Source organism: Hylemonella sp. P2_B10, assembly GCF_056404875.1.
Map to the genome: position 1 here is coordinate 60534 of NZ_JBFUDE010000007.1, position 24366 is coordinate 84899.

16 protein-coding genes are annotated in these 24366 nt (G+C 66.0%); 5 read left to right on the forward strand and 11 right to left on the reverse strand.

The window, feature by feature from the left end; all coding sequences use genetic code 11:
* Window positions 1–15: 15 nt before the first annotated feature.
* From AC1DX2_RS24755 to AC1DX2_RS24770, 4 genes are all read left to right on the forward strand, one after another.
* Entirely contained in the window at window positions 16–1179 is a 1164-nt protein-coding gene (locus AC1DX2_RS24755; RefSeq protein WP_477199107.1) for an acyltransferase family protein, read from the forward strand.
* On the forward strand, window positions 1176–2837 hold the full coding sequence (locus AC1DX2_RS24760; protein ID WP_477199108.1) for a glycoside hydrolase family 10-like protein: 1662 nt from the start codon (window positions 1176–1178) through the stop codon (window positions 2835–2837). Before AC1DX2_RS24755 ends, AC1DX2_RS24760 begins: the two co-directional genes overlap by 4 nt.
* A 505-nt stretch (window positions 2838–3342) precedes the next feature.
* Window positions 3343–6195 carry a TonB-dependent receptor domain-containing protein gene (locus AC1DX2_RS24765; protein ID WP_477199109.1) on the forward strand — a complete coding sequence of 951 codons (2853 nt, stop codon included), beginning with the start codon at window positions 3343–3345 and terminating at the stop codon, window positions 6193–6195.
* Between the two features lie 160 nt (window positions 6196–6355).
* Complete coding sequence (locus AC1DX2_RS24770) at window positions 6356–7555, forward strand: glycosyltransferase family 9 protein (RefSeq protein ID WP_477199110.1); 1200 nt, start codon at window positions 6356–6358, stop codon at window positions 7553–7555.
* Here AC1DX2_RS24770 and AC1DX2_RS24775 read toward each other — a convergent pair.
* Genes AC1DX2_RS24775 through AC1DX2_RS24795 form a run of 5 tightly spaced genes read right to left on the reverse strand, consistent with a single transcriptional unit; the run spans window position 7537 to window position 13231 of the window.
* Window positions 7537–8139: a M15 family metallopeptidase gene (locus tag AC1DX2_RS24775; protein WP_477199111.1), complete on the reverse strand. Its 603-nt coding sequence runs from the start codon at window positions 8137–8139 to the stop codon at window positions 7537–7539. The genes AC1DX2_RS24770 and AC1DX2_RS24775 overlap by 19 nt on opposite strands.
* Window positions 8140–8185: 46 nt before the next feature.
* Window positions 8186–9082, reverse strand: a complete 897-nt coding sequence (locus AC1DX2_RS24780; RefSeq protein ID WP_477199112.1) for a LysR family transcriptional regulator — start codon at window positions 9080–9082, stop codon at window positions 8186–8188.
* A 37-nt stretch (window positions 9083–9119) separates the two neighbouring features.
* Window positions 9120–10724, reverse strand: a complete 1605-nt coding sequence (locus tag AC1DX2_RS24785) for an ABC transporter substrate-binding protein (protein WP_477199113.1) — start codon at window positions 10722–10724, stop codon at window positions 9120–9122.
* 30 nt (window positions 10725–10754) lie between these two features.
* A complete protein-coding gene (locus tag AC1DX2_RS24790; RefSeq protein WP_477199114.1) occupies window positions 10755–11999 on the reverse strand; it encodes a serine hydrolase in 1245 nt (414 codons plus the stop codon).
* A complete protein-coding gene (locus AC1DX2_RS24795) occupies window positions 11987–13231 on the reverse strand; it encodes a D-amino acid dehydrogenase (protein ID WP_477199115.1) in 1245 nt (414 codons plus the stop codon). The genes AC1DX2_RS24790 and AC1DX2_RS24795 overlap by 13 nt, the downstream gene beginning before the upstream one ends.
* 233 nt (window positions 13232–13464) lie before the next feature.
* Here AC1DX2_RS24795 and dacB point away from each other — a divergent pair, with 233 nt between their 5' ends.
* Window positions 13465–14949, forward strand: a complete 1485-nt coding sequence (gene dacB / locus AC1DX2_RS24800) for a D-alanyl-D-alanine carboxypeptidase/D-alanyl-D-alanine endopeptidase (protein ID WP_477199116.1) — start codon at window positions 13465–13467, stop codon at window positions 14947–14949.
* A gap of 7 nt (window positions 14950–14956) precedes the next feature.
* Here dacB and AC1DX2_RS24805 read toward each other — a convergent pair whose 3' ends face one another.
* The 6 genes from AC1DX2_RS24805 to nagZ all read right to left on the reverse strand — a co-directional run bounded on the left by AC1DX2_RS24805 (window position 14957) and on the right by nagZ (window position 24331).
* Window positions 14957–15955 carry a glycoside hydrolase family 18 protein gene (locus AC1DX2_RS24805; RefSeq protein WP_477199117.1) on the reverse strand — a complete coding sequence of 333 codons (999 nt, stop codon included), beginning with the start codon at window positions 15953–15955 and terminating at the stop codon, window positions 14957–14959.
* A gap of 328 nt (window positions 15956–16283) precedes the next feature.
* Complete coding sequence (locus tag AC1DX2_RS24810; protein WP_477199118.1) at window positions 16284–17279, reverse strand: cupin-like domain-containing protein; 996 nt, start codon at window positions 17277–17279, stop codon at window positions 16284–16286.
* A gap of 145 nt (window positions 17280–17424) precedes the next feature.
* A complete protein-coding gene (locus AC1DX2_RS24815; RefSeq protein WP_477199119.1) occupies window positions 17425–20010 on the reverse strand; it encodes a TonB-dependent receptor in 2586 nt (861 codons plus the stop codon).
* Between the two features lie 480 nt (window positions 20011–20490).
* Entirely contained in the window at window positions 20491–21408 is a 918-nt protein-coding gene (locus AC1DX2_RS24820; RefSeq protein ID WP_477199120.1) for a glycoside hydrolase family 16 protein, read from the reverse strand.
* 27 nt (window positions 21409–21435) lie between these two features.
* Entirely contained in the window at window positions 21436–22755 is a 1320-nt protein-coding gene (locus tag AC1DX2_RS24825; protein WP_477199121.1) for an MFS transporter, read from the reverse strand.
* 70 nt (window positions 22756–22825) lie between these two features.
* The gene (gene nagZ / locus AC1DX2_RS24830; RefSeq protein ID WP_477199122.1) at window positions 22826–24331 is read right to left on the reverse strand and encodes a beta-N-acetylhexosaminidase; all 1506 of its coding nucleotides are present in this window, start codon (window positions 24329–24331) and stop codon (window positions 22826–22828) included.
* Window positions 24332–24366: the final 35 nt, after the last annotated feature.

A 24366-nucleotide genomic window follows, 5' to 3' on the forward strand; every position in this document is an offset into this window, starting at 1 on the left:
ATCGTCGGCTGTCGCATGAACAACAACAACACCCCCCAGCGCCTGAGTTCGCTGGACGCCTTTCGCGGCTTCACCATCGCCGCCATGATGCTGGTGAACAACCCCGGCGACTGGGGCCACCTGTACCCCCAGCTGGAGCACGCCAAGTGGAACGGCTGGACGTTCACCGACTGGATCTTCCCCTTCTTCCTGTTCATCAGCGGCATCTCCATGGCGCTGTCACTGGACCGGCTGCTGGGCCAGGGCGCGGACAAGGGCCGGCTGCTGCGCAAGTTGGCGGTGCGCGCGCTGTGGGTGTTCCTGATCGGCTTCGCGCTCAACCTGTTCCCGTACTTCAACTTCGCCACCGTGCGCATTCCCGGCGTGTTGCAGCGCATTGCGGTGTGCACGGCGCTGGCCGCACCCCTTGCCATCTGGTGCAACTGGCGCCAGCAGGCCGCCGCCATCGTGGCGCTGTTCGCGCTGTACAGCGTGCTGATGCTGTGCGTGCCGGTGCCGGATGCGCAGGGCGTGCTGGCCGCCGGTGTGCTGGAGCCTGGGCGCGACGTCGGCGCCTTTGTCGACCGCTGGCTGCTCAGCGGCCACCTGTGGGTGCAGTCCAAGACCTGGGACCCGGAAGGCCTGGTCAGCACACTGCCAGCCATAGGCAGCCTGCTGGCCGGCGTGCTGACCGGCCGTTGGCTGATGGCCGGTGCCGCCAACCGCGCGTCGCAAACGGTGTGGCTGCTGCTGGCCGGCCTGGCCTGCCTGTGGGTGGGCGAGGTGCTGGACAGCCTGCTGATGCCCATCAACAAGAGCCTGTGGACGCCCTCGTACAGCGTGTTCATGACCGGTTGGGGGCTGCTGGTGTTCTCGGCCTTCTACTGGCTGCTGGACGCGGCCGATGCGCCCGCTGTGCGCGCCGGTGCCGCCCGCCTGTTCAAACCGTTTGTCATCTACGGCATGAACGCGCTGTTCCTGTTCGCGTTGTCCGGCGTCATCGCCAAGCTGCTGGGGTTCTTCAAGTTCGTACAGCCCGACGGCAAGCTGCTGTCGCTCAAGGCCGTGCTGTATGCGCCCATCCAGGCGCTGCCACTGGCACCAGTGGACGCCTCGCTGCTGTTTGCCCTTTTGTTCAACGCGCTGATGTTCGCCATCGCCTGGCTGATGTGGCGCAAAAAATGGTTTGTCAAAGTATGAGCACACTGTCCACGTCGCGCCCGTCGTCACGTTACGGCGCCTGGGCCGGCGCCACCGCACTGGCGCTGCTGCTGGCCGCCTGCGGCACCGCGCCCACCGCGCAAGCCCCCGCCGGCACCGCCCCCATGCCTGTGGGCCTGCTGCCCTTCACCGGCAGCCCGCCGCCGGCCGACCCGCACGAGTTCCGCGCCGCCTGGGTGGCCACCGTGGCCAACATCGACTGGCCCAGCAAGCCGGGCCTGACGGTGGCGCAGCAAAAGGCCGAGATCCTGGCCATCCTGGACCGTGCCCAGGCCATGCGGCTCAACGCCATCATCCTGCAGGTGCGCCCGTCGGCCGACGCCATCTACCCGTCCGCGCTGGAACCGTGGACCGAGTACCTCAGCGGCACGCAAGGCCAGGCGCCACAACCGGCCTACGACCCGCTGCAGCTGTGGATCACCGAGGCCCACAAACGCGGCCTGGAGCTGCACGCCTGGCTGAACCCCTACCGCGCCCGCCACAGCAGCGCCAAGTCGCCGATTGCCGACAGCCACATCGCCAAGGCCAACCCCGGCATCGTCAAGACCTACGGCGACATGCTGTGGATGGACCCGGCCGAGCCCGCTGCCGTGAAGCAGACACTGGACGTGGTGGCCGATGTGCTGCGCCGCTACGACGTCGACGGCCTGCACATCGACGACTACTTCTACCCCTACCCCGTCACCGCGCCGGCCGCCGCCAACGCGGCGCCCCCAGCCCCCGGCACGCCCGCTGCGCCACTGCCCGAGGTGGACTTCCCCGACGAGCCGGCCTGGCAGCGCTACCTGGCCCAGGGCGGCAGCGCCAGCCGCGCCGACTGGCGGCGCCAGCAGGTGGATGCACTGGTGCAGCAGATGTATGCGCTGGCGCACCGCGACAAGAAGTGGGTGAAGTTCGGCGTCAGCCCCTTCGGCCTGGGCCGGCCGGACCGGCGCGCACCCGGCATTGCCGGTTTCAGCCAGTACGACAAGCTGTACGCCGACGTCGAACTGTGGCTGAACAAGGGCTGGATGGACTACCTCGCGCCGCAGCTCTACTGGCCGGTGGACCAGGCCGCGCAGTCATTCGCCGTGCTGCTGGACACCTGGGTGCGCGAGAACACCAAGCAACGCCACATCTGGCCCGGCCTGTTCACCAGCCGCATCGACGACAGCGCCCGCTCCTGGCAGCCCGACGAGGTGCTGCGCCAGGTCGCACTGGCGCGCACCCGGCCAGCCGCTAGCGGGCAGATCCATTTCAGCATGGCGGCGCTGTCGCAAAACCGCAAGGGCATCGCCGACCAGCTGGCCCAAGGCCCCTATGCCCAGGCCGCGCTGGTGCCGGCCACGCCCTGGCTGGCGGACCGGCCGGCGCCGGCCGCGCCGGGCCTGGTCAAAGGCGTGCTGCTGAACCAGGGCGCACAGCGCCCGGTGTTGGTGGTGCAGCATCCGCCGCGCGGTGAGCAACTCAGCAGTTACGCCATCTGGCGCCGCCAGGGCGGCCAATGGCGCTTCTCGGTGCAGGCCGCCGGCAAGGGGGAAACCGCGGTCAGCCTGGAGTCCGACGCCCAGCTGGGCAAGACGGATGCTGTGGTGGTGCGCGCGGTGGACCGCTTTGGCCAGCAAAGCGCGCCGACCGCCTTCAACCTGGCGCCCTGACGGCAAAGCGCGCCCACCGCCCGGGCATGTGGCGAAATGCCGACAAGCCGGTACGAATTGTTGTCACCGCAAGCGTAACAAATCCGCCAGTGGTTTTGCCGCGCGCCCGCCTGTCACGACGATTCCCCGAAGCGGTGCGCGACACCGCTTGCTGCGCCAGCAAGGGGCCAGAAACCCCTGGATTATTGACATGCATGCTACTGTTTAGATAGCTTGCAGGCTCAAACCCACACCGGCTTGGCACCCGCTTCAGGCACGCCGAAGGCGCGCGCGCACCACACTGGCCATGCTTAGCCACAGGCCGGCGACAGCTTCATGGCATTTACATTCCGCATGGTTATACATTTGAAACAAAATGTCACTATCCCGCATAGGGGGCCCGCCTTAGTCTTTCGATATCTGCTGACAAAACCAGCCCCCTCCAATAAAGGTTTTGCTGCAGCAAGTTCCGGCAAACAAGCGACCGGGCGTGGGGATTGGCCAAACACTCTGAAAGAGCAACACAGTGAAACTCAACAAAATCGCACAGTGCATCGCACTCATGGGCGCCACCGGCATGGCCCTGGCCCAGACGGCACCGGCACCCAATCTGGAACGCGTGGAAATCACCGGTTCCAGCATCAAGCGTGTGGCGGGCGAAGGCGCCCTGCCGGTGCAAGTCATCACACGGCAAGACCTAGTGCGCCAAGGCATCACCTCTGCCGAGCAGCTGATCAGCGTCATCAACACCAACGGCAACGGCCTGGACAACCTGGCCAGCAATGCCGACGTGGTGTCCGGCGCACAGCGCGGCAACAACGGTTCCACCGGCGCCAACCTGCGTGGCCAGGGCTCCGGCAGCACGCTGGTGCTGCTGAATGGCCGCCGCGTGGCAGCCTCCGGCCTGAACGGCGGCGTGGTCGACCTGAACATCATCCCCTTCTCGGCCATCAAGAGCGTTGAAATCCTGTACGCTGGCGGCTCCGCCGTGTACGGTGCCGATGCGGTGGGCGGCGTGATCAACTTCATCACCCGCAGCGACTACAACGGCCTGGAGGTCGAAGCCTTCACCGACGCCACCCAGCACAAGGGCGGCAACATCAACCGCATCAGCGTCACTGGCGGCACCGGCAACCTGGACACCGACAAGTACAACGTGATGTTCGCCTTCACCCACAAGGGCGCCCAGGCGCTGCGCGGTGACCAGCGCGACTTCGTCAACACCTTCCAGCCCACCCGCGGCTTGTCGGTGGACACCCGCGGCACGCCGATTGCCACGCTGTTCAACCTGAGCACGCTGTACACCGCGCTGTCCAAGGACAACCTGACCACCACCGGCCGCAACACCGGCCCGACGCTGCCTGGCGGCGGTACCCAGACCTACACCGGCATCAACGTGCTGAACCTGCCGGGCGGCGCCGGTTGCAAAACCATAGACGGCATGGACGCCTATGACGCGGTGCTGTGGGCCACCCCCAGCGCCAAGTACGGCTGCGCCTGGGACACCGGCCGCGCTGCCGTGCTGCAGCAACCTGTGGACACCAACGACCTGCTGGTGCGTGGCGCCTTCCGCATTGGCCAGCACCAGTTGACGGCTGAGTACTTCGGCTCGCGCGTGGACTCCGCCAAGACCTTCTCGGCCAACCAGATCTCCACCAGCACCTCCACCGCCAGCTTCTTCTACAACCTGGCCTATCCCAGCACCGGCCCGGCCTACAACGACATCTTCAACCAGCTGGTCAAAACCTTCCCGCAGCTGGAAGCCAACCGCGGCGCACCGCTGGCCTACCGCTGGCGCTGCCTGCCTTGCGGTTCGCGCGAGCTGGACACCAAGGCTGACGACCAGCGCTTCGCGCTGACGGCCGAAGGTCCGGTCGGCGGCGGCTGGGAGTACAAGGCTGGCTGGTCCACCGCCACCGACGACCGCTCCTCGCTGCTGGGCAACGGTTACTTCTACGGCAAGCCGTTTGCCGCGCTGCTCAACAGCGGCGTGCTGAATCCCTTCAGCCTGACGCAAACCCAGGCCGCGATGGACGCATTGAAAGGCGTGTCGGCCAACGGCGTGACGCTGTATGGCGGCAAGACCACGCTGAACCAGTTTGACGCCACCTTCAGCGGCCCGCTGTTCAAGATGGGTGGCGGAGACGCCATGGCCGCCTTCGGCGCAGAGGTGCGCAACGAGAAGTACAAGTTCAACGGCAATGCCACCGACCTGGCCACGCAGCAGGCCATCTTCAACGCGCCATTCGACAGCGTCAACACGCTGGACACGGTGACGCGCGACGTGCGCGCCGTCTACGCCGAAATCCTGCTGCCCATCACCAAGCAACTGGAAGCCAACTTCGCCGTCCGCCACGACAGCTACACCGGCTTTGGCAGCAGCAACAACCCCATGGTGTCGGTGAAGTTCAAGCCGGCGGACAACTTCCTGCTGCGTGGTAACTACTCCACCACCTTCCACGTGCCCAGCTTCAACCAGCTGTTCAACGGCGTGACGATCTCGCCTTACTCGGCCAAGGACCTGGCCGACCCGGGCAAGTGCGCGTCGCTGAAAGTGGACCCCGCCGTTCCCGGTTGCGAATCCATCACCCCCGACATCCTAACCGGCGGCCGCGCCGACCTGGGCCCCGAAAAGGGCAAAGTGGCCGGCGTGGGCTTTGTGTGGGAACCCAGTGCCAACACCAACTTCGGCATGGACTTCTGGAGCATCCGCCGCGAGAACAACATCGTGCTGCCGGCGCTGTCTGACCTGGTCAACAACTACGGCCTGTTCACCAACAACTTCCTGCGCAATGCGGCCGGCAACATCGTTGCCATCGACCAGCGCTGGGTCAATTCCGGCCAAAGCAGCACCAAGGGCGTGGACATCACGGCCGGCGCCAATGGCCGCATGATGGACGGCTCCTGGCGCCTGAACATGAACGGTACCTACCTGTTCGAGCGCAAGACCAAGCTGCTGGCCAATTCCAACTGGGGCCCGAGCGAAATCAGCGCGTTCACACGCTCTGGCGACCTGTACCTGCGTTGGAAGCACTCGCTGGTGGGCAGCTACACGACTGGCAACTGGACCACCACATTGCAGCAGCTGTACCGCAGCAGCTACAAGGATGCCCAGCTGCCCGGCGTGGCCAACGGCAGCATTGTGCCGAGCAACTACAACCCGATGGTGGATGCCTACGCGGTCTACAACCTCAGTGTGAGCTACAACGGCATCAAGAACCTGACGCTGACGGGCGCGATCAAGAACCTGTTTGACCGCATCCCGCCGTTCTCCGCCGCCTACGACGGCAACACCGGCGCCGGCAGCGACTGGGAGCCGCGCGTCGCTGACCCGCGCCTGCGCTCGTTGCAGCTGACGGCCAACTACAAGTTCTTCTGAACCGGGCGGGCCAGCGGCCCGCACCCACCAAGGACTCTCCAAGCTACCCCCTGGGGCAACCCAGGGGGTTTTTTTATTCAGAAACAATCGCTTACGAGGTTTACGCCGGCATCAACCAGGTTTCAAGCTGGCTCCGAATTGGGTAGTGACACTGGTCGGCATGCTCGAAACCGCAACCCCCGGCCCCCTCATTGGCGCAGCCACCCAGCCGGCATCTGGCCTGGCGCGCTGGGCCGCCCAGGGCTTCAACCTGCCCTTTGCCGCCGACATCCCGCATCAACTGGGTGAGGAGTTGTCAGGACTGTCGCCCAACGCGCAGCACAAGCTGGGCTGGCGCATCTGGAAGCGCCATGCCTGGCTGCACCTGTCCGGCCATGCCCGCCATCTGCGCCTGCAGATCCCCACAACCGCTACCAAGCTGCTCTGGATCTACACCTGGACCACGCTGGGCGATGCGGTGATGGACTTGTCCGCGCGCCACCTGTTCCCCGACACGATGGCCGTGGACCTGCACATCGCACCCCAGCTCGCCGGGCTGTTTGAAGCTGACCCGCGCTTTCACCGCGTGCACCACACGGACGACGTGGACCCAAGCTACGACTTCGTCATCCTTCAGGACCTGCATGCGGCATCGCTGCGCCTGAAACACCAGCTGGCTCCACGGGCGCCGTTTGCCAGCATGCTGGGCTACCTGCACGGTGAAATGTTCCACCGCGTGGTCTTTGCCCACCAACGCCTGGCGCAGCTGCTGGGCCAGGCCGACCCGCTGCTGCAGCCGCCGCGGCTGCATGGCATCGCGCCGCAAGGCATCCCGCTTCAGGAACAGGCCTGCGCGCGCATCGCGATCGCGCTGGGCGCGCGCGACGCCCGGCGCCGCTATGCCCACTGGCCATCGGTGTTGCGGCATCTGCTGGGCAACTGGCCGGCGCAGTGGCCGCTGCCCCGCTTCATCCTGCTGGGCAACGGCAACGCGCATGAAGACTTTGCCACGCTGGCCCAGGCCGGGCTGCTGCCGTACTGCGAGCTGCATTTGAGCTGCCCCTCATTGGGCGAGTTGGCGCAGGTCATCGCGTCCTGCGATGCCTTCGTCGGCGCCGACGGGGGGCCTATGCATCTGGCCCTGGCGCTGCAGCGGCCCGGGGTGGCACTGTTCGGACCGGTGCCGGCCCATCTGCGCCTGCTCAGCGGCTCAAGTCTGACGCCCGTCGCCAGTACGCATGGCATCAACCACATTGACCCGGCGCATGTGGCGGGCCTGGCGTTGAGTCAGCTGGTGATCCAGGGCGCCAGCAAGCGCCGCTGGCTGCAGTCCGCGCAGGGCCGTCCGGTGCCCGACAGGCCTCACTCCACCCGCACGTAATTCGCCCGCACCCTGTCGCGGTCGCCAAAATCAAAGTGCCACCACTCGGTGGAAATGCCGTGGAAGCCGGCCTGCGCCATGGCGTCGCGCAAGACTTGCCGGTTGGCCACCTGGGCGGGGGTGATGCTGCCCTCGGCCAGGAAGCGTGCCTCGTACTTGGGGTGGGAGCGGTCGCTCAGGTCGTCAAAGCCGGTGCCCATGTCCAGCTCCTGGCCCTGCGCATCCAGCAGCGTCACGTCCACCGCCATGCCGTAGGAATGGATGGAGCCGCGCGCCGGATCGGCCAGGTACTGGCGCAGGTCCGTGCCGTCCAGAAAATCCCACAGCTCCACCTGCACGCGGTGCGGCCGCAGCGCATCCAGCACCAGCAGCGCGGTGCCGGCCGGCGCGTGGTTGCCCAGCCAGGCAATGGCACGCTCCAGGCCGGCAGCGGCGTCACGGTGCAGCCAGTGGCAGTTCAGCTGGCCATAGAGGTCGCGGCCGACGAAATTGTCGGCACTGGCATAGCGCAGATCCACCCGCAGGCCAGCGATGCTGGCCAGCGGGCGGAAGTCGGGATTGTCGGCAATCAGTTCACAACGCATGACCGGGGCCGGCTCGCTCAAGCACGAGCACGGAGAACAACATCCATCACACCGCCAGGCAGCGCACCGCCTCTTCCCGTATGCACTTGACCAGGTGGCGGGTGGACTGCGACAGTGGCGCCGCATTGGCCGTCAGCAAGAACAGCTCCACCGGGATCTGCGGTGCCAGCAGCCGGCGCAAGGCCTTGGCGGGGTCGATCTGGGCGGCGGTGAAGGGGTCTATCACCGCCACGCCGACGCCGTTTTCCACCAGCGTGCGCGCCAACTGGTAGGTCTGCACCACCGTGTGGGCGTCCAGGCTGTGGCCCTGGGCCTCTGCGGCATTGGTCACCAGGCTGCCCAGCGGGTCGTCCACGGCCAGGCCAATCAGGTTTTGCGGCAGCTCGGTCACCGGCAAGGGCTGTCCGGCGGCGCTTTGCGGCCAGCTGCCCTTGGGCGCGATCACCGTCATGTAGCCCTGGGCCAGCGATTCGGCGCTGATGTTGGGGTTCTTGGGGTCGTGCAGCGACAGCCCCAGGTCGGCCTCGCCCAGCAGCAGCGCCGAGACAATTTCCGGCGTGTGGTGGGTGGAGAGCTTGCAGCGCACATCCGGGTACTTGGCGCGCCAGGTGGTCAGCGCCGAAGGCACCACCGCCATCGCCAGCGTGGGGGTGGAGACCAGCCGCACGGTCTGCGCCGGCCGGTCCTTCAGGCTGCTGGCCATGCGGCGCACCGCCAGCAGCTCGCGGTGCAGGCGGTCCACCTCGACGAACAGCTTTTGCGCCTCGGGCGTGGGGTACAGCTTGCCCTTGATGCGTTCGAACAGCGGCAGGCCCAGCTGCATCTCGCAGTGCTGCAGCACCTTGGTGACGGCGGGCTGCGAAATGAACAGCAGCTGCGCGGCACCGCTGATGGTGCCGGCTTGCATCACTGCATGGAAGACTTCGATATGGCGCAGGCGCATGATGAGGCGATCAAGAATTGGGGTTGCTACTGGCGATCTATTGGCGGTACACGTCTTTGAAATCCACACTGCCATTGGGCGCCATCACGAAACCCTGGATGTCGCGCACCATGGGAATATAAACCGTGGAATGGGCCAGCGTGATCCAGGGACGCTCGCGCTTGAAGATTTGCTGCGCCTGCTCGTACATCTGCTGGCGTCTGGCCACGTCGGTGACGCCGCGCGCCTCATGGATCAGGCGGTCGAACTCGGCGTTGCAGAATTTGACGCCGTTGGAGCTGGAGGCGCAGCTCAGGTTGGGCGTCAGGAACTCATCGGCATCGCCCGACTCGCCGGACCAGCCGCTCATGTAGACGTCGTGCTCGCCGTTCTTGGCCCGCTTCAGGTACTCGCCCCACTCGTAGGTCTTGATGTTGGCCTTGACACCGATCTTGGCCCAGTCCTGCTGGATCATCTGCGCCAGCAACTGGCCATTGGGGTTGGTGGGGCGCTGCACCGGCAGCGCCCACAGGTCCAGGCTGAAGCCGTCGGGGTAACCGGTCTGGGCCAGCAACTGCCTGGCGCGCACCGGGTTGAACTCGTTCTTCAGACTCTTGTCGTAGCCCGGGATGATGGGTGGGAAGGCGCTGACCGCCTGCATGGCGTCACCGCGCGGGAACAGCGCACGGAAGGCGGCGTTGCGGTCGAAGGCAATGTCCAGCGCCTCGCGCACCTCGCGCTTGGTGGTCGGCCCGCGCTTCATGTTGAAGGACAGGTAGGAGATGTTCAGCGCCTGGATCTTCATCACCCTGATGTCCTTGCGACCGGCGAACGAATCCAGGTCGGTGTCGCGTGCCGGGGCGGTGATGTGGCATTCCCCCCCCAGCAGCTGCTGGGCGCGCACGTTGGGATCGCGCGCGATCAGGAAGATCAGCTTGTCGGTGCGTTGCGGCTGGCCCCAGAAGTCGGGGTTGGCCTGCATGCGGACCACGAAATCCTTCTTGTACGACACGAAACGGTAGGGGCCGGTGCCCACCGGGCGGTTGTTGATGCTGGAGGCCTTGCCGGCTTTCAGCAGTTGCTCACCGTATTCGGCCGAATGGATGCCGGCGAACGCGGTGGCGAAAAAGCTGGCGAAGGTGACGTTGGCCTCCTTCAACGTGAAGCGCACGGTGTGGTCGTCCAGCTTCTCCATCTTGTCCACCATCTTGGCCAACCCCAGGTTTTGCGGGTAGATGAACAGCGCCGGAAAGGCGATGTTGAACGGGTGCTTGGCGCTCAGGAAACGCCCGAAGGTGAACAGCACGTCGTCGGCGTTGAAGTCGCGCGTGGGCGTGAAGTAGGGGGTGTGGTGGAAGCGCACACCGGGTCGCAGGTGGAAGGTGAAGGTCTTGGCGTCGGGCGACACCTCCCAGCTGCTGGCCAGCACCGGCACCAGCTCGGTGCCGCCGCGCTTGAAGCCCAGCAGGCCCTGGAACATCTGGTTGACGACCTGGTTGGTGGCCGAAGAGTCCCACAGGCCGGGGTCGAACCCTTCGGGGCTGGCGTCCGAGCAGTAGACGATGGCCTTGGCCTGCGCCCATGGCGCCGCCAGCACCAGCGTGAGTGCCAGCACGGCATGCCACAGGCCATGGGAAAGGCGGGAAATCAGCTTTGCATCCATAACGTTCGTTCAACAGTCCGGCAGGGCCGTTCAGGCCCCATGCGCCTGCAACCAGGCATCCACCGCCGCACCCAACGCCGGCACGCGCCAGTCGGTGGCGCACTGCGGGTTGGATGCATAACGCTGGCCCAGGTTCGACAGCCAGGCGATCAGGTAACGCCGTCCACCGGGCCCGGGCGCCTGCACCCAGCCGGCGTCGGAGACGTAATTTTCAGTGTTGCCGGTCTTGTGGGCGAAATGCAGCGGGCAAGCGGCATTCACGGCCCGCACATCCGGCGGGTAGCGGTAGTCTTCCACCTGCACGCCGCCATCGGCCGTGACCCAGCGCAGCGGCAATTGTGCGGGAATTCCGGCGCGCCAGCCAGGCACCCCTGCCAGCGCGGTGGACGACAACACCGCGTGCAGGCCCTGGTCGCTCAAGGCTTGCCACAGGAACTGCCGGCTGGCCGCCGACAACGGCGCCGGCACGCCGCCCGCCAGCCAGGGCGGCGCTGCCACCTGTTCGCCGCGCAGCAGCCACAGCAGACGCACGGTGTCCCAAGCCGTCATCTGCAAATGCCCCACACCTGAGCCGTCTGCATTGCGCCAGCCCCCGTCAGGCCGCGTATCGGCCAGGCGCAGCGTGGGCAAGCCCCATTGGGTGAACACCGCGTGCAGCGGGTCGTCGCCGCGCGCGCCCGCTCGCAACACGCCAGCCTGGTGCAGCAAGGCCACCATGGCGGAGGTGGCGTCATTGCTGCTGGCCACGACCATGGATTCTGTCCAGTCGGCCACGCTGCGCGTGGCAGCGCCGTGCGCCCACGCCTGCGCCCACTGGGCCTGGCCGGCATCCACCGCCCGGGCCACGCCCACCGCCACCATCAGCTTGACCAGCGAAGCCGGGTAAGGTGCCACGAACGACAGCGGGCCGTCGCCCCACAGCGGCTGCCACGACATGGCGGCCCAATCCGCATCCGGCAGCCAGGCCGCGCTGCGGCCCTGGGCGTCGGTCTGGTCAGCCAGGTAACGGATATTGCGCACCGCGCCGGCGTCCGGGCCGATGTCGGCCACCACGCCTTGCGGGTGTTCACGCGAGAACAGCACATTGGCCCACACCGGCGCACGCCCTTCGGGGAACGCCACCACCGCCAGGTCCAGGCTGGGAAAGTGGCGCAACGGCTGGCCGCCCAGCAGGCTGTCGGGCACCTGGTCAAAGCCCTGCTGGCGCACCGCCTGCAGTAGCGCCTGCGCCAGCCCGGCATGGCCCAGCGGCGCCGCCGGGCTCAGTTGGGCCACGTGAAGCCGTCCAGCGGCAACGGGCTGTGGCCCTGGCCCATCAGGCTGGCCAGGATGCTGCCGGTGCCGCAGGCGAAGGTGAAGCCCAGCGGCCCATGGCCCAGGTTGAACCACAGGCCGGGCACCGAACTGGGGCCGACGATGGGCGCGCCGTCCGGCGTGGCCGGGCGCAGGCCGGCCCAGGGGGTGGCCTGGTTGTAGTCGCCGGCCAGCGGCATGTCCTTGCGGGCGATGCGCAGCAGGCTGTCGACCCGGCTTTGGTCAATGCTGTCGTCTTCGCCCACCATGTCCACCATGGCGGCGATGCGCAGCTTGGCGCCGATGCGGGTGTACAACACTTTCTTTTCGAAATCGGTGATGCTGGTGGCCGGTGCCACATGTTGCGCGTTGATCGGCGCGGTCAGCGTGTAGCCCTTCAGCGGGTACAGCGGCAAGCGCAGGCCCAGCGTGGCGGCCAGGCGCCGGCTGCCAATGCCGGCAGCCAGCACAAAGGCGTCGGCGCCGCGCCTGCCACTGGCAGTGCGCAGCTCCAGCCGGCCGGTCGGCGACATCTGGAAGGCCTGCACCTCGTCAACGATCTGGCCCATGAAATTGGGGTGGCTGGCCAGCTGGGTCATCAAGGAGAGGCAAAACCCCTGGCAGTCGGCCACCGCCTCGTCGGACGTGTACAGGCCGCCGCGCAACTCGGGCTGCAAGGCAGCCAGCGAAGGCTCGCGGGCCACGCATTCCTGTGGCGAGAGCAGTTGCTGCACATCGGGCACCAGCGGGTTGCGGGTGACTCGCTCCCAGATGGAAGGCGTGCGGTACACCACCAGCTTGCCGGACTGCTTCCAGCCGAAATCGGGCAGGCCGTGATCCTGCATCAGCTGCGCCATGCATTCGCGGCTGTAAGCACCCAGGCGGGCCAGGCGGGCGGTGGTTTCGCGGTTGGCACGGCCATGGCAGCGCGCCAGGAAGCGCGCCAGCCACATCCATTGTTCCGGGTCCAGGCTGGGACGAAAGCGCAGCGGCCCATCGGTTTCGGTCAGCCATTTCAAGGCCTTGATGGGCACGCCCTGGTCTGCCAGCGGCGACACATAACGGTAGCTCAGTTGCCCACCGTTCAAATAGCTGGTGCCCGAGCCGACAACTTCTGACTTGTCCAGCAGGCTGACCTTCCAGCCCGCTTGCGCCAAATACCACGCTGTCGTGACGCCGACCACACCGGCCCCCACCACACACACTTCCCGCATCAATCCGCCCTTGCTTGAGGAGTCTTCGTTGAGCACACCGACACAAAAGGTCCTTCCCGCTGCAGGAAGGTTCGGTGCTGACCTACTGTGGCACAGACTGGCGGTGCCCGGCATCCTTCAAGCGATGAATGCTTGGGCGCAGCCCATAACCTGGGGGAATTGTTTTCGGCCAAGCCGTGATGCGGCAAAACACGCGCCGTGGGCAAAATGGGAAAAAGAACCCATCGCAGCCCATGAACACCCAACGCCTCTGGCTCATCGCCACCCTGTGGCTGGCCGTCCTGGCCCCGGCCCAGGCTCAAACACAGGCCCCGCTCCAGCCACCCACTCAGGAAGCGTTGCCCGACAACCTGCTGGCCGAGCTGCAAAAGGCCGGCTTGCCCAGCACCGCCATCAGCGCCCTGGTGCTGCCGGCCAACGGCGGCCCGGCCCGGCTGGCCTGGCTGGACCAGCGCCCGATGACGCCGGCCTCCACCATGAAACTGGTAACCACGATGGTGGCGTTGGACCAATTGGGCGCGACATTTCGCTGGCGCACCCAGCTGCTGACCGACGGCCAGCAACGCGGCAGCCGCTTGACCGGCAAGCTGTACCTGCGCGGCGGCGCCGACCCCAACCTGACGCCTGACAAGCTGCGCGGCATGCTGCGCACCCTGCGCGCCCAAGGTGTGCAGCAGATACGCGGCGAACTGGTGCTGGACCGCGGCCTGTTCCAGCCGCAGCGCCTGGACTTGGGGCCGCCGCCGTTCGACGAGACGCCCTACGCTTACTACAACGTGATTCCCGACCCGCTGATGTTCAACAGCAATGTGCTGGAGTTCACGCTGGAATCCGACGCCCACGCATTGAACGTGGCACGCACGCAGCCACCGCTGCAGGGGCTGAAGCTGGTGAACCACGCCACGCTGGTGGACACGCGCTGCGAGGACTGGGAACCCGAATGGAAGCCCGCCAACCTGCAACCGCAGCGCAACGGCGGCCTGCAGCTGGTGCTGGATGGCAACTACCCGCGCAATTGCAAGACCACCACCAGCCTGAACCTGATGGAACGCAACCAGTACATCCTGCGCTTCCTGCAAGCGGCCTGGAAGGAGCTGGGCGGCAGTTGGGCCGGCGGCAAGAACCCGGTCAGCGATGGCAGCACGCCCACCGGGGCCAGGCTGCTGGCCGAGCGCACGTCGGAGACGCTGGGCGACGTCGTCAAGATCATCAACAAGCCCTCGGACAACATGATGGCGCGCATGACCTTCCTGACGCTGGGCGTGCAGACCGCCAGCCCGGGGCAGGACACGCTGGCGGCATCAGACGCAGCGGTGCGCAAGTGGTTCACATCCCACGGCATTGCCACCGACGGCCTGGTGCTGGAAAACGGCTCTGGCCTGTCGCGCATCGAGCGCATCAGCCCGCGCCAGATGGCCGGCCTGCTGATGGCCGGCGCGCGCGGCCTGTGGTACCCCGAGTTCTCCTCCAGCCTGCCGCTGGTGGGCCTGGACGGCACCATGCGCCGGCGGCTGCGCGACCAGTTGGCGCCCGGCCAGGCGCGCATCAAGACCGGCACGTTGCGCGATGTGGTGGCGATTGCCGGCTATGTGCGCGACCGCGAGCAGCGCGACTGGATCGTCTCGGCCACCATCAACGACGCCCAGGCCAAGAAGGGGCGGCCGGTGCTGGATGCGCTGATCAGCTGGGTGGCGGCCGGCCCTGGCACTGCGCCCTGAACCGCCCTCAGCGCAGGCCGCGTGCGAAGGCTCGCGCAAAAGCCTGCGCCGGCGCCTGGTTCAGGCTGCTGCAGGTAGGCGACACGGCGGTGGCACCTTGCGCGCACGGCTGGTCGCGGTCCAACGACCAGTAGTGCAGCCCGGCCAGCCCGCGTTGCCGCGCGTAGCGGGCCAGCCGGTAGGCATCGTCCGGCGTGAAAACGTTATCGGTCACGTCGTTGACGCCCAGCATGGCGGTGACGGCGATGCGCCCATAGGGCACCGCATGCCGGCGGTGCAGGTTGTCCACCGCCTGGCGGGCAGAAGCTGCCATGTCGCAACGCCCGGCACGCACCACGCAATTGCCCCCGGTGGCCGGGCCGTAATTCATCACCATCAGGTTGATGATGGCCCGCTTGTCCAAGCCGTTGTTGCGCAAGGCCTGCATGACCTGTTGGCCATGGGCATTCAGGCCATGGCCGCTGCCATCGCTGGCCGCCAGCGTGGCCAGCGTGAAGCTCAGGCGCAGGCGTGGCCGTTGTGCCAGCGCCTGTGCGATGGCGTGCACCAGTGCGTCAATCTGCGCCTCGGTCTGGCTGGCTTCGATGTCGAAGTCCAGCCCCAGCAACGCCGGTGAGTCGTAACGGGTGATGAAGGCCTGCATGCCGGCTGCGCTGGCGCAGGTGAACACGCCGCCCTCGCCGCCGGTGGAAATGACGTAGCGCAGGCCTGCGCGTTGCAAGGCACCGATGTTGGCATCAGCCACCTGCTGGCCATCCAGCGCGCCCCAGTGCTCAGCGCCGCATTCACCTGAGGCGAAGGCCAGGGTCAGCACTTGCATGCCAGGTGCGAACTTGGCTGCCTGGGTGTTGATCAAGGGCAGGGGTACGCCGTCTCGCAACACACGGGCAACCGGTTTTGCCGGGTCCACGCCCATGTTGAGGTGTTTGTAGGGGCCAAACACAGGGCCGCCGGCCGGTGTCGCGGCCCGGGCCAGTCCGCCCGCCAACGCCAGTACACCGGCCATGAGCAGCCACCCGGCAGACACCTGCCAACCCCGTCGTGCCACGCGCCTGACCTGCATCCCGCTGCTCCGCTTGGCCATCTGGCCAACAGATGGCAAAAAAAAGCGGGACAAAAGCTGTCCCGCCAAATTTCAGGTCGCTCCCCACCCGGGTTGGCGACCTGTCCCTCTACCCCATGGATAAAACCAATTCAAAGCCAGTATAGCGATATTGGATGCCAGAAGGCTACCAATTTCTTGAAAATCAATGGTAAACCCCTAGAACTGGCAAATCAGAACAACAATTTGATGCCAGTAGAAGGCCAGTGATCGGTGCCGCTGCCGGACCCAGTCAAGCCTTCTCAGGGGGACGCACCCCGGCCAGCACGCCGCGGCGGTGTTCCGGGATGTGCGCACCGGGGTCCTGGCTCGCATCGAACACATAGTGCTGAAACATCGCCTGCCAGGCCGCCCGCTGCTCGGGTGGCAGCTGGCCCAGGTTGCGCATGCTGTGGATCAGGCTCTCGAAGGGGCTGGGGGGCGGGCTGGCCCCCTGTTCGGCTTGCGCGCCGCTGCGCCACCAGTAGTTGACCAGGATGTTGAACACCTCGAGCGACTCCACGTGGTGCCACCACAGCGTGGGGATGTACAAGGCATCGCCCGGCTCCAGCTCGGCCACCTGGGCAGCCGCCAACGCCTGGCGAAAGCGCGGAAAGCGCTGGAAATCCGGCGCGCGGAAATCCACCATACTGATGGGCGTCGGCGTGGGTGCATAGTCCAGCGGGCCGATGTACAGGTTGGCCACCTGCTCGGGCGGAAACAGCGTGAAGCGCCGCCGGCCGCTGACCACGCAGGCCAGGTTGTTGGATTCGTCGAAATGCGCCGGCGTGACGACCTCGTTGCCGATCCAGATGCGTGGCGCGATGGCTGCATCCAGAAAGGGCAGCACGTTGGCCTTGGCAAACCCCGGCAGGCACTCGGCGACCAAGGCACTCTGCACCGCCACCGCTGGCGCCTTGGCGAATTGAGAATAGCGTGCCAGCTGCTCGATCACCTTCGACAGCGGCTGGCTGTTGCGCAGGTAGTTGAAACCGTTCATGTCGGCTTGGTAGAACAGCCGACCACCCTCTTGTGGCGGCATCATCAGCGCGTCCACCGGCTGGCCGTTGTCCAAGGCCATCAGGTACCCGGCGATGGATTCAGGGCCTTCCCGCGCCTTGCTCACCGACGCCCAGTGGCTGACAAAGCCTTTCAACACGGCAGGGCGGTAGCTCGCAAGGATGTCCTGGCGAAAGCACTTCTCGTCCACATCGTGCCATTGCGCAATGGCTGCCAAGGGGGTCGTCATGGACATATGGTAAGCAATTCATGACCTCCGGCGACAGCCAGATCGCCAAAGAAAAAGGGGGGCAATCGCTCGCCCCCCGAACATTCTGATCGCCACCCCATGGGTCGGCGACCAGCCCCTCTAGCAATGAGGTACTGCAACCCGCTTAGAACTTGATGTGTGCATTCAAGTAGTACTGGCGGCCATTCTGGTAGATGGAACGCGGCTGGTCTTCGCTCAGCGCGTAGTACTTCAAAGTCGGGTTGTTCAGGTTCTGCGCATCAAAGGTCACGCTGAACTGCTCGTTGAACTTGTAGCCCAGCGATGCCGACACCACGCCCACGCCAGCCTGGTAGTAGGCAGTGGCGCGATCCAGGCCGCTGTAGAAGCTGGAGCGCTGGGTGTAGCTGATGCGGGCGTTGAAGCGTTCGTCCTCATAGTAGGCGCTGAGGTTGAAGGTGTTCTTCGAAGCACCCACCAGCGGGCCGCCGCCGGTTTCGCTGGCATCGGTGTAGGTGTAGTTGGTGGCGAATCCGAAGTTGGCGTTCAGCGGCTGCTCCCAGGCCAGTTCCACGCCTTGAACCTTGCCGCTGCTGTTGATCGGTACCGTCAGGTCGTACGTGGCGTCAAAGCCCGTCGGGTTGGCCGCGTTGAAGGTCTTGATGACCTGCGTCTTGCGGCCCAGGCCGACGTAGTTGTTCAGGTCCATGTAGAAGAACCCTGCCGACACCAGCGATCGCGGCGCGAAATACCACTCCCAGGTCGCGTCGAAGTTGGTCGAGCGAATCGGCTCCAGGTCGGGGTTGCCGCCGCTGCCGGTACCGCGGGCACCGGGTGCTGCCGGCGGACTGGTCGACACACTGCCTGCCAATGCCGAGTAGTCGGGACGGGTCATGGTCTTGGACAACGCCAGACGCACATCCATGTCCTTGCTCAAGATGAACTTGAAGTTGGCGCTCGGCAGGATGTCGTTGTAGGTGTGGTCAACCGGCACCTTCAGGAAGGGGCCGAACAAGGAAGTCTTGATGGCGCCCGGCGTCTGGTCCGACACGGCGGTGTAGTTCACCACATGCTCCTTGGTCCGCACGAAGCGCAAGCCCACATTACCGTTCCAACCGGCGCCGTCCAGGTTGGCCTGGATGTAGGCAGCGGCATTGTCTTCCTTCAACTCGTATTCCGACGAGAAGTTTTCGCGCGAACCATCCGTGGGGCGGTAGGCGTAGGCATTGGCGAAGGCATTCAACTGCGCCGCCGTGTAGTACCAAACGTTCTGCGGGAAGGTGCCGCCCAGGCCGCTGGCGAAATTGGACGGGTAGTTGGAGAACGTCTTGGGCCAGTTGGCCGAATTGAAGGCCGAGCCGTCCAGCGCCGGGCGCTGGTTCAGGATGCCGGTCAGATTGCGCTCATGGGTGTTCCAGCGGGCGCCAAACTTCAGCTTGTTCACGATGCCGGAGTTCAGGCTGTATTCGCCGTCGATCTGGGCCCACTTCTCCTTGTCGACCACGTCGTAGTTCATGTCGCCAAAGATCCAGTCCAGGCCTGCCATGGCGGACTGGTTGCTGGCGGTGGAATTGCCAAAGGAGAAGCTGGGCGCGCTGCCAGTGCCGTTGAGCTTGTAGCTGGCGCCGGTGCCCACGTGGGTGTCGGCCTCGAACACGTCCTGCACCGGCGTCTTGCCATGGCCCTCGGAGGTGCCGATCTTGGTCTTCAAGGTCAGCGCGTCGCTCAGGCGGAACTTGCCGTCGAAATTGAGGAAGGTGGAACTGGCGCTCTCATTGGGGCGCGAGATCATGTCGTAGATGCCGTACTGGGTGCCAGGCACGGCACTGAAAGTGGCTTGCACCAAGGTGTTGTTGCGCACCACGTAGCCGGCGTCAGGCGCCTGGCCAGGCATGAAGTGCGGTGTCCACAACAGGTAGTTGCGGTTGTAGTTGCTGGCGTTCAGATTGGACTTGAACAGCGTGAAATCCAGATCGACATCCTGGCTGGGCCGCAGTTGCAGGTCGATCAGGCCGCCCGTGCGCTTGCGCTCCTGTTCGAACAGGGCCGCGCCGATATCGTGCGGGTAATACACGCCCAACAGGTCCGGACGGGCCTTGACGGCCGCATCGCCGGCGCCGTACTGGTCATAGCCCAGCACTTCCACGCCATCGCGGCGCAGGTGACGGGTTTCGGAGAAAGCCTGCACCATGATGCCCATGGTCTTGGCGTCATTCTTGAAGTTCAGCAGGGCGCTGAACTGCGGGTCGGTATTGCCCGGCAGCGTGGCCTTGACCACGCCGGCGGACACTTCGGCGGAGAACTGCTTCTTGAAGTCCAGCGGCTTGCGCGTGATGATGTTCACCGTGCCCGCAACACCGCCTTCGACCAGGCTGGCTTCAGAGCTCTTGTGGATGATGACCTGACCCACCAGCTCGGACGGCAGCAACGTGTAGCTGACACTGCGGCCCACGGTGCCGGTCTGGTTCAGCACGAACCAGTCGCCGGAAGCCACGCCGTGGCCGTTGATCATGGTCTGCGTCAGGCTGGGGCTTGTGCCCCGCATGCTGACGCGGTCGTTTTCATCAAAGCCGCCTTCGGTGGCGCCAGCCGAGCTGATGGTCACGCCAGGCACACGCGCCAGGGAGTCGGCCACGTTCTTGTCGGGCATCTTGCCGATGTCTTCGGCCGTCAGCACGTCCACGTGCGAATCTGAATCGCGCTTGACGGTCAGCGACTGCTCAAGGGCTCCGCGCACGCCAGTCACGGTCACGGTGTTGAGTTCGGCCTTTGCCGCTGGTGCAGCAGTCTGTGCCTGAGACGTGGCCACGACGCCCATGAGGGCAAGCGCGACCGCCGAAGCGATGGGGGTGCGAGTGAGCTTCATATCTTCCTTTTCAAATTTTTGACCAATGCGTCGTTACGGCCCGCTGCAAACAGATACCCGCCTCCAACCGCCGTACCGGCCAGCGCGGGAATACCAGTTGACGATGGAAGTCGGCTGCCCAGATACCAGTTCATCAACAAGAAATGCCACTATGCTACCAATTTGAAAAATTGGCAAGATTCTTTAGCAAGAATGCGACAACTTGGGGACCAATGTGTTAAATCGGTAAAAACCGAGGGTTTTCACCAGGCTTTTGGTAGTAGATTTGTTGATAGGTGGTATTTTTATTACCTGGACGACAGTGCTCAAAACGCCAAGCTATGGGTCGGGCAACTGCTGGCTGGCCGAACCAGACCCCTCCAGCACTCAGATGTCGCAGGGGCTGGGCAACGCGGGCGAAGCCGCAGGCACGGTGTCTATGACGCTGGTGTGCGCCGCGCGCAATGCACCCACGGCTTGGTCCACCTGGGCTGGGGACAGTAGCTTGTCCTTGGCGTGGAACACCCAATCCACGTCCTGCTGGTAGATGCGCTGCGCCTGCGTGCCGGTCAACTGGCCGCCTGGCGCGAACCACAGGTTGAAGTTCAGCGACATGGGCACGACGGGGTAATTGCGCCCGCCGTGCTCGGCCACCTGCTGGCCGTCGATGAACAGGCGCGTCTTGCCACCCATGACCTGCATCATCAGCGTGTGCCAGCCGGACATGGAACGAAACTCCTGGTGCGCCGAGTTGTAGGCGTTCCAGGGGTTGAGCTGCACAGTCTGCCAGGCGATGCCATACAGCCGGGTGCGGGTATCGCCCCAGCCACCGTTGGGCAGGTACTCCCAATCGATCTCGCTGAACTGCGGGTCGAAATCAAAGCGCAACGGGCTGACCAGGTAGAAGCTCTGTATCACCACATCGCCGTCCGGCCCCTGCGTGGGTGTGTCGCTGAAACGCAGGCGCACGGCATAGGTGCCCTCCAGGTACTTGCGGGCATGGCACAGCTGGGCCTGGTAGGTGCCGGCGGCGCTGCCGTCGGTGCGCGCTTGCAGGCGCAGCAGGCGGTTGCCGGGCTGCTCAGGGTCGGCCACCAGTTGCACGGTGCCTGGGCCCCACTGAGCGCCCTCAATGCCGGGGTGGCCGGCCTTGCTGCGCAGCGACCAGCCGTGCTGCGTCAGGCTGCCGGTGTCGGTGTGGCTGAAGTCGTCGAAGAACACCTGCTCGCCTGCCACCGGTGGCAGACGCGCGTCACCGCCCGGGCTGCTCGCGCAGGCCGCCAGGGCCAGCGTCGCGGCGGCCACACCGCTTCGTGACGCCCATGTGGCCATTCAAGCCGACTCCGCCAACGCCGCGTCCTTGGCCGGCGGGCTCGCCGTGCCGGCATCCGGCATCTTGACGAAGAACAACGCCGCCAACGCCGGCAGGCCGCAGACCAGCGTCCACAGGAAGAAATGCTGGTAACCCAGCGCCACCTGGATGTCGCCGCTGATGGTCTTGGACAGGATGAAGCCCAGCTGCATCACGCCCGAGCCCAAGGCGTAGTGCGCGGTCTGGAAACGGCCCGGCGCCACTGCCTGCATGATGTACAGAATCATGCCGACGAAGCCGAAGCCGTAGCCGAACATCTCCACCGCCACGCTGACGCCGATGTGCCACATGTCGGTGGGCAGGCTCATGCTGAGGTAATAGAACACCGCATTCGGTACCGCCATGGCGATGATCAGCAGCGGCATGGCGCGCTTCAGGCTCAGCCAGGAGGTGAAATAGCCGCCCAGGATGCTGCCCACCAGGAAGGCCGCCGTGCCCACGGTGCCGTAGATGCCGCCGACCTGCTCGGTGGTCAGGCCCAGGCCGCCCTTGGCGCGCGACTCGATCAGGAACAGCGGCCCTATGGTCTGCACCTGGCCCTCGGCAAAGCGGAACAGCACAATGAACACGATGGCCATCCAGATGCCCGGCTTTTTCAGGAAGTCCCCAATCACCTCGGCCAGCGTGCGCGCCACGCCGGCCACGCTGATGTCCGAATGCGCGGTGTTCAGCGTGCCGGGCAGCGCCCAGGCGTTGTAGCTGGCCAGCAGCGCCAGCAACGCGGCCAACAGCACGAAGATGCCGGACCAGGCGTTGAAGACGCCGAATTGCTTTTCCAGGTGGCCGGCCAGCACCAGCAGGCCGCCCAGCGTCAGAAATTTCGATGCGTTGAAGAAGGCGCCCTGCCAGCCGGCATAGGCGGCCTGCTGCTTGGCGTCCAGCGCCGCCATGTACAGGCCGTCGCAGGCGATGTCGTGCGTGGCCGACGCATAGGCCAGCAGGAACAGCACCGCAATGCTGGCGGCAAAGTACATCGGCAGTTGCAACGCCAGCGCCAGCAGGGCCAGCCCCACGGCACCGGTGAACTGCATGGCCACCACGATCAGCTTCTTGCTGCGCGCCAACTCCAGGAACGGGCTCCACAACGGCTTGAAAGCCCAGGCCAAGCCCAGCACGCCGGTCCAGCGGGCGATCAGGTCATTGGGCACGCCCATGTTCTTGAACATCAGGCCGGCGATCAGCATGACGACGAAAAACTGCATGCCCTGCACGAAATACAGGCTGGGCACCCAGCTCATGGGTGGGCGCGTCTTGCCGGGGGGGCTGCTGGCCTGGCTCATCGTCTGGGCTCCTCGTGTTGTGGAATGTCGTGTTGCGGGCCGGCGCAAGACCAGGGTCGGCAGCCGGCCGTCAGCGCGCGGGTGGCGTCGCCATGGCCAGCGGCACCGGCAACTGCGCCGAGGCCTGCGCCTGGCCCAGCAACCAGGCCCGGGTGGCGGCCAGCGCGCCATCGGCGTGGCCCCAGGGCACCAGCGCCGGGGCGGCGATGTCCAGCACCTGGAACGGGTTCCACAGCAGCACGTGCAAATCCACCGGCGCGCCGGCCGCCGTGGCGGCATAGCGCTTGCGGTGGTTGGACACCAGCACGTTCAGCCGGCCATCGCGCGGCACGTCGCCGGCAGCCAGCTTGCTGAGATCGGGCACCTGCAGGTACTGCACGTCGCTGAAACCTTCAAACAGCGCCACCACCTTGTCGGCAGGCAGGCCGGCCTCGGACACGCCGTCGCTGATGACGCTGCTTTGCGTGATGACGCGCAATGCAGCGCCCTTGGCCGGAGGCTTGGGCTGCCCCACGGCGGCCAGGCCGCGCAGCCAGGCGGCACGCACCAGTGCGTCGTCGGCAGCGCGCTGCGCGGCGCTGTATGGCGTGGCCTGGGCCGGGAAGCGCCGGGCCAGGGCCTGCACACGCTGGCGCGCGCGCAACACGCGCTCAAGCATCAATTCGCCGTTGGCCAGAGCGGCCTCTATGGCCTGCAGGGCGGCCAGCTGCTCTTCGCGCGCCCCCTGGGCCAGCACCAGGTCGGCGCCGGCCTGCAGCGTCAGCACGGCGGCCTTGGCGTGGCCGTAGCGGTCGTGCACGGCCTTCATCATCAGCGCGTCGGTGATGACCACGCCGTCATAACCCATGGCCTCGCGCAGCACGCCGGTCAGCATGCTGTGCGACAGGGTGGCCGGGTGCTCGGGGTCGATCTGCGGGTAGACGATGTGCGCCGTCATCATCGCTGGCGCCTCGCCGGCCAGCGCACGAAACGGCTTCAACTCCAGCGCCTCCAACTCGGCCAGCGACTTGTCCACCGTGGGCAGTGCGTGGTGCGAGTCCACATGGGTGTCACCGTGGCCAGGGAAGTGCTTGACGCAGCAAGCCACGCCCTCGGTCATGGCGCCGCGCATCCAGGCACCGGCCAGACGGGTCACGCGCTCGGCGTCGGCGCCAAAACTGCGCTCGCCAATCACCGGGTTGGCGGGGTTGTTGTTGATGTCCAGCACCGGGGCGAAATTCCAGTTGATACCCAGGCTGCGCAGGCCGCGCGACACCGCCGCCCCGACCTGCTGGGCCAGCGCGGCGTCGTCGGCCGCGCCCAGCGCCATCGCCGCCGGCGCCTGCGGCAGCGAGGTGACGCGGGCCACCGAGCCGCCTTCCTGGTCAATGGCGATCAGCGCATCCGGCCCCATCACCGCGCGCAGGTCGGCGGTCAGCTTGCGCACCTCGTCCTCAGCGCCCAGGTTCTTGCGGAACAGGCAGATGGCGCGCACCTGGTGCTGGCGCAGGAAGTCGGCGGTGGCGGTGTCCAGCGCCGTGCCCTCCATGTCCACCATCACGACATGGCCGGCACGGAAATCGGTAGAAGCGTTCATGGTCTTGCTTGGGTGCTTGTGCGGCCGGCCGGAAG

Excerpts from the sequence above, each read along its gene's own strand:
- AC1DX2_RS24755 (WP_477199107.1), top strand. The coding sequence starts at position 16 with ATGAACAACAACAACACCCCCCAGCGCCTGAGTTCGCTGGACGCCTTT.
- AC1DX2_RS24760 (WP_477199108.1), top strand. The coding sequence starts at position 1,176 with ATGAGCACACTGTCCACGTCGCGCCCGTCGTCACGTTACGGCGCCTGG.
- AC1DX2_RS24770 (WP_477199110.1), top strand. The coding sequence starts at position 6,356 with ATGCTCGAAACCGCAACCCCCGGCCCCCTCATTGGCGCAGCCACCCAG.
- AC1DX2_RS24775 (WP_477199111.1), bottom strand. The coding sequence starts at position 8,139 with ATGCGTTGTGAACTGATTGCCGACAATCCCGACTTCCGCCCGCTGGCC.
- AC1DX2_RS24780 (WP_477199112.1), bottom strand. The coding sequence starts at position 9,082 with ATGCGCCTGCGCCATATCGAAGTCTTCCATGCAGTGATGCAAGCCGGC.
- AC1DX2_RS24785 (WP_477199113.1), bottom strand. The coding sequence starts at position 10,724 with ATGGATGCAAAGCTGATTTCCCGCCTTTCCCATGGCCTGTGGCATGCC.
- AC1DX2_RS24795 (WP_477199115.1), bottom strand. The coding sequence starts at position 13,231 with ATGCGGGAAGTGTGTGTGGTGGGGGCCGGTGTGGTCGGCGTCACGACA.
- dacB (WP_477199116.1), top strand. The coding sequence starts at position 13,465 with ATGAACACCCAACGCCTCTGGCTCATCGCCACCCTGTGGCTGGCCGTC.
- AC1DX2_RS24805 (WP_477199117.1), bottom strand. The coding sequence starts at position 15,955 with ATGGCCGGTGTACTGGCGTTGGCGGGCGGACTGGCCCGGGCCGCGACA.
- AC1DX2_RS24810 (WP_477199118.1), bottom strand. The coding sequence starts at position 17,279 with ATGACGACCCCCTTGGCAGCCATTGCGCAATGGCACGATGTGGACGAG.
- AC1DX2_RS24825 (WP_477199121.1), bottom strand. The coding sequence starts at position 22,755 with ATGAGCCAGGCCAGCAGCCCCCCCGGCAAGACGCGCCCACCCATGAGC.
- nagZ (WP_477199122.1), bottom strand. The coding sequence starts at position 24,331 with ATGAACGCTTCTACCGATTTCCGTGCCGGCCATGTCGTGATGGTGGAC.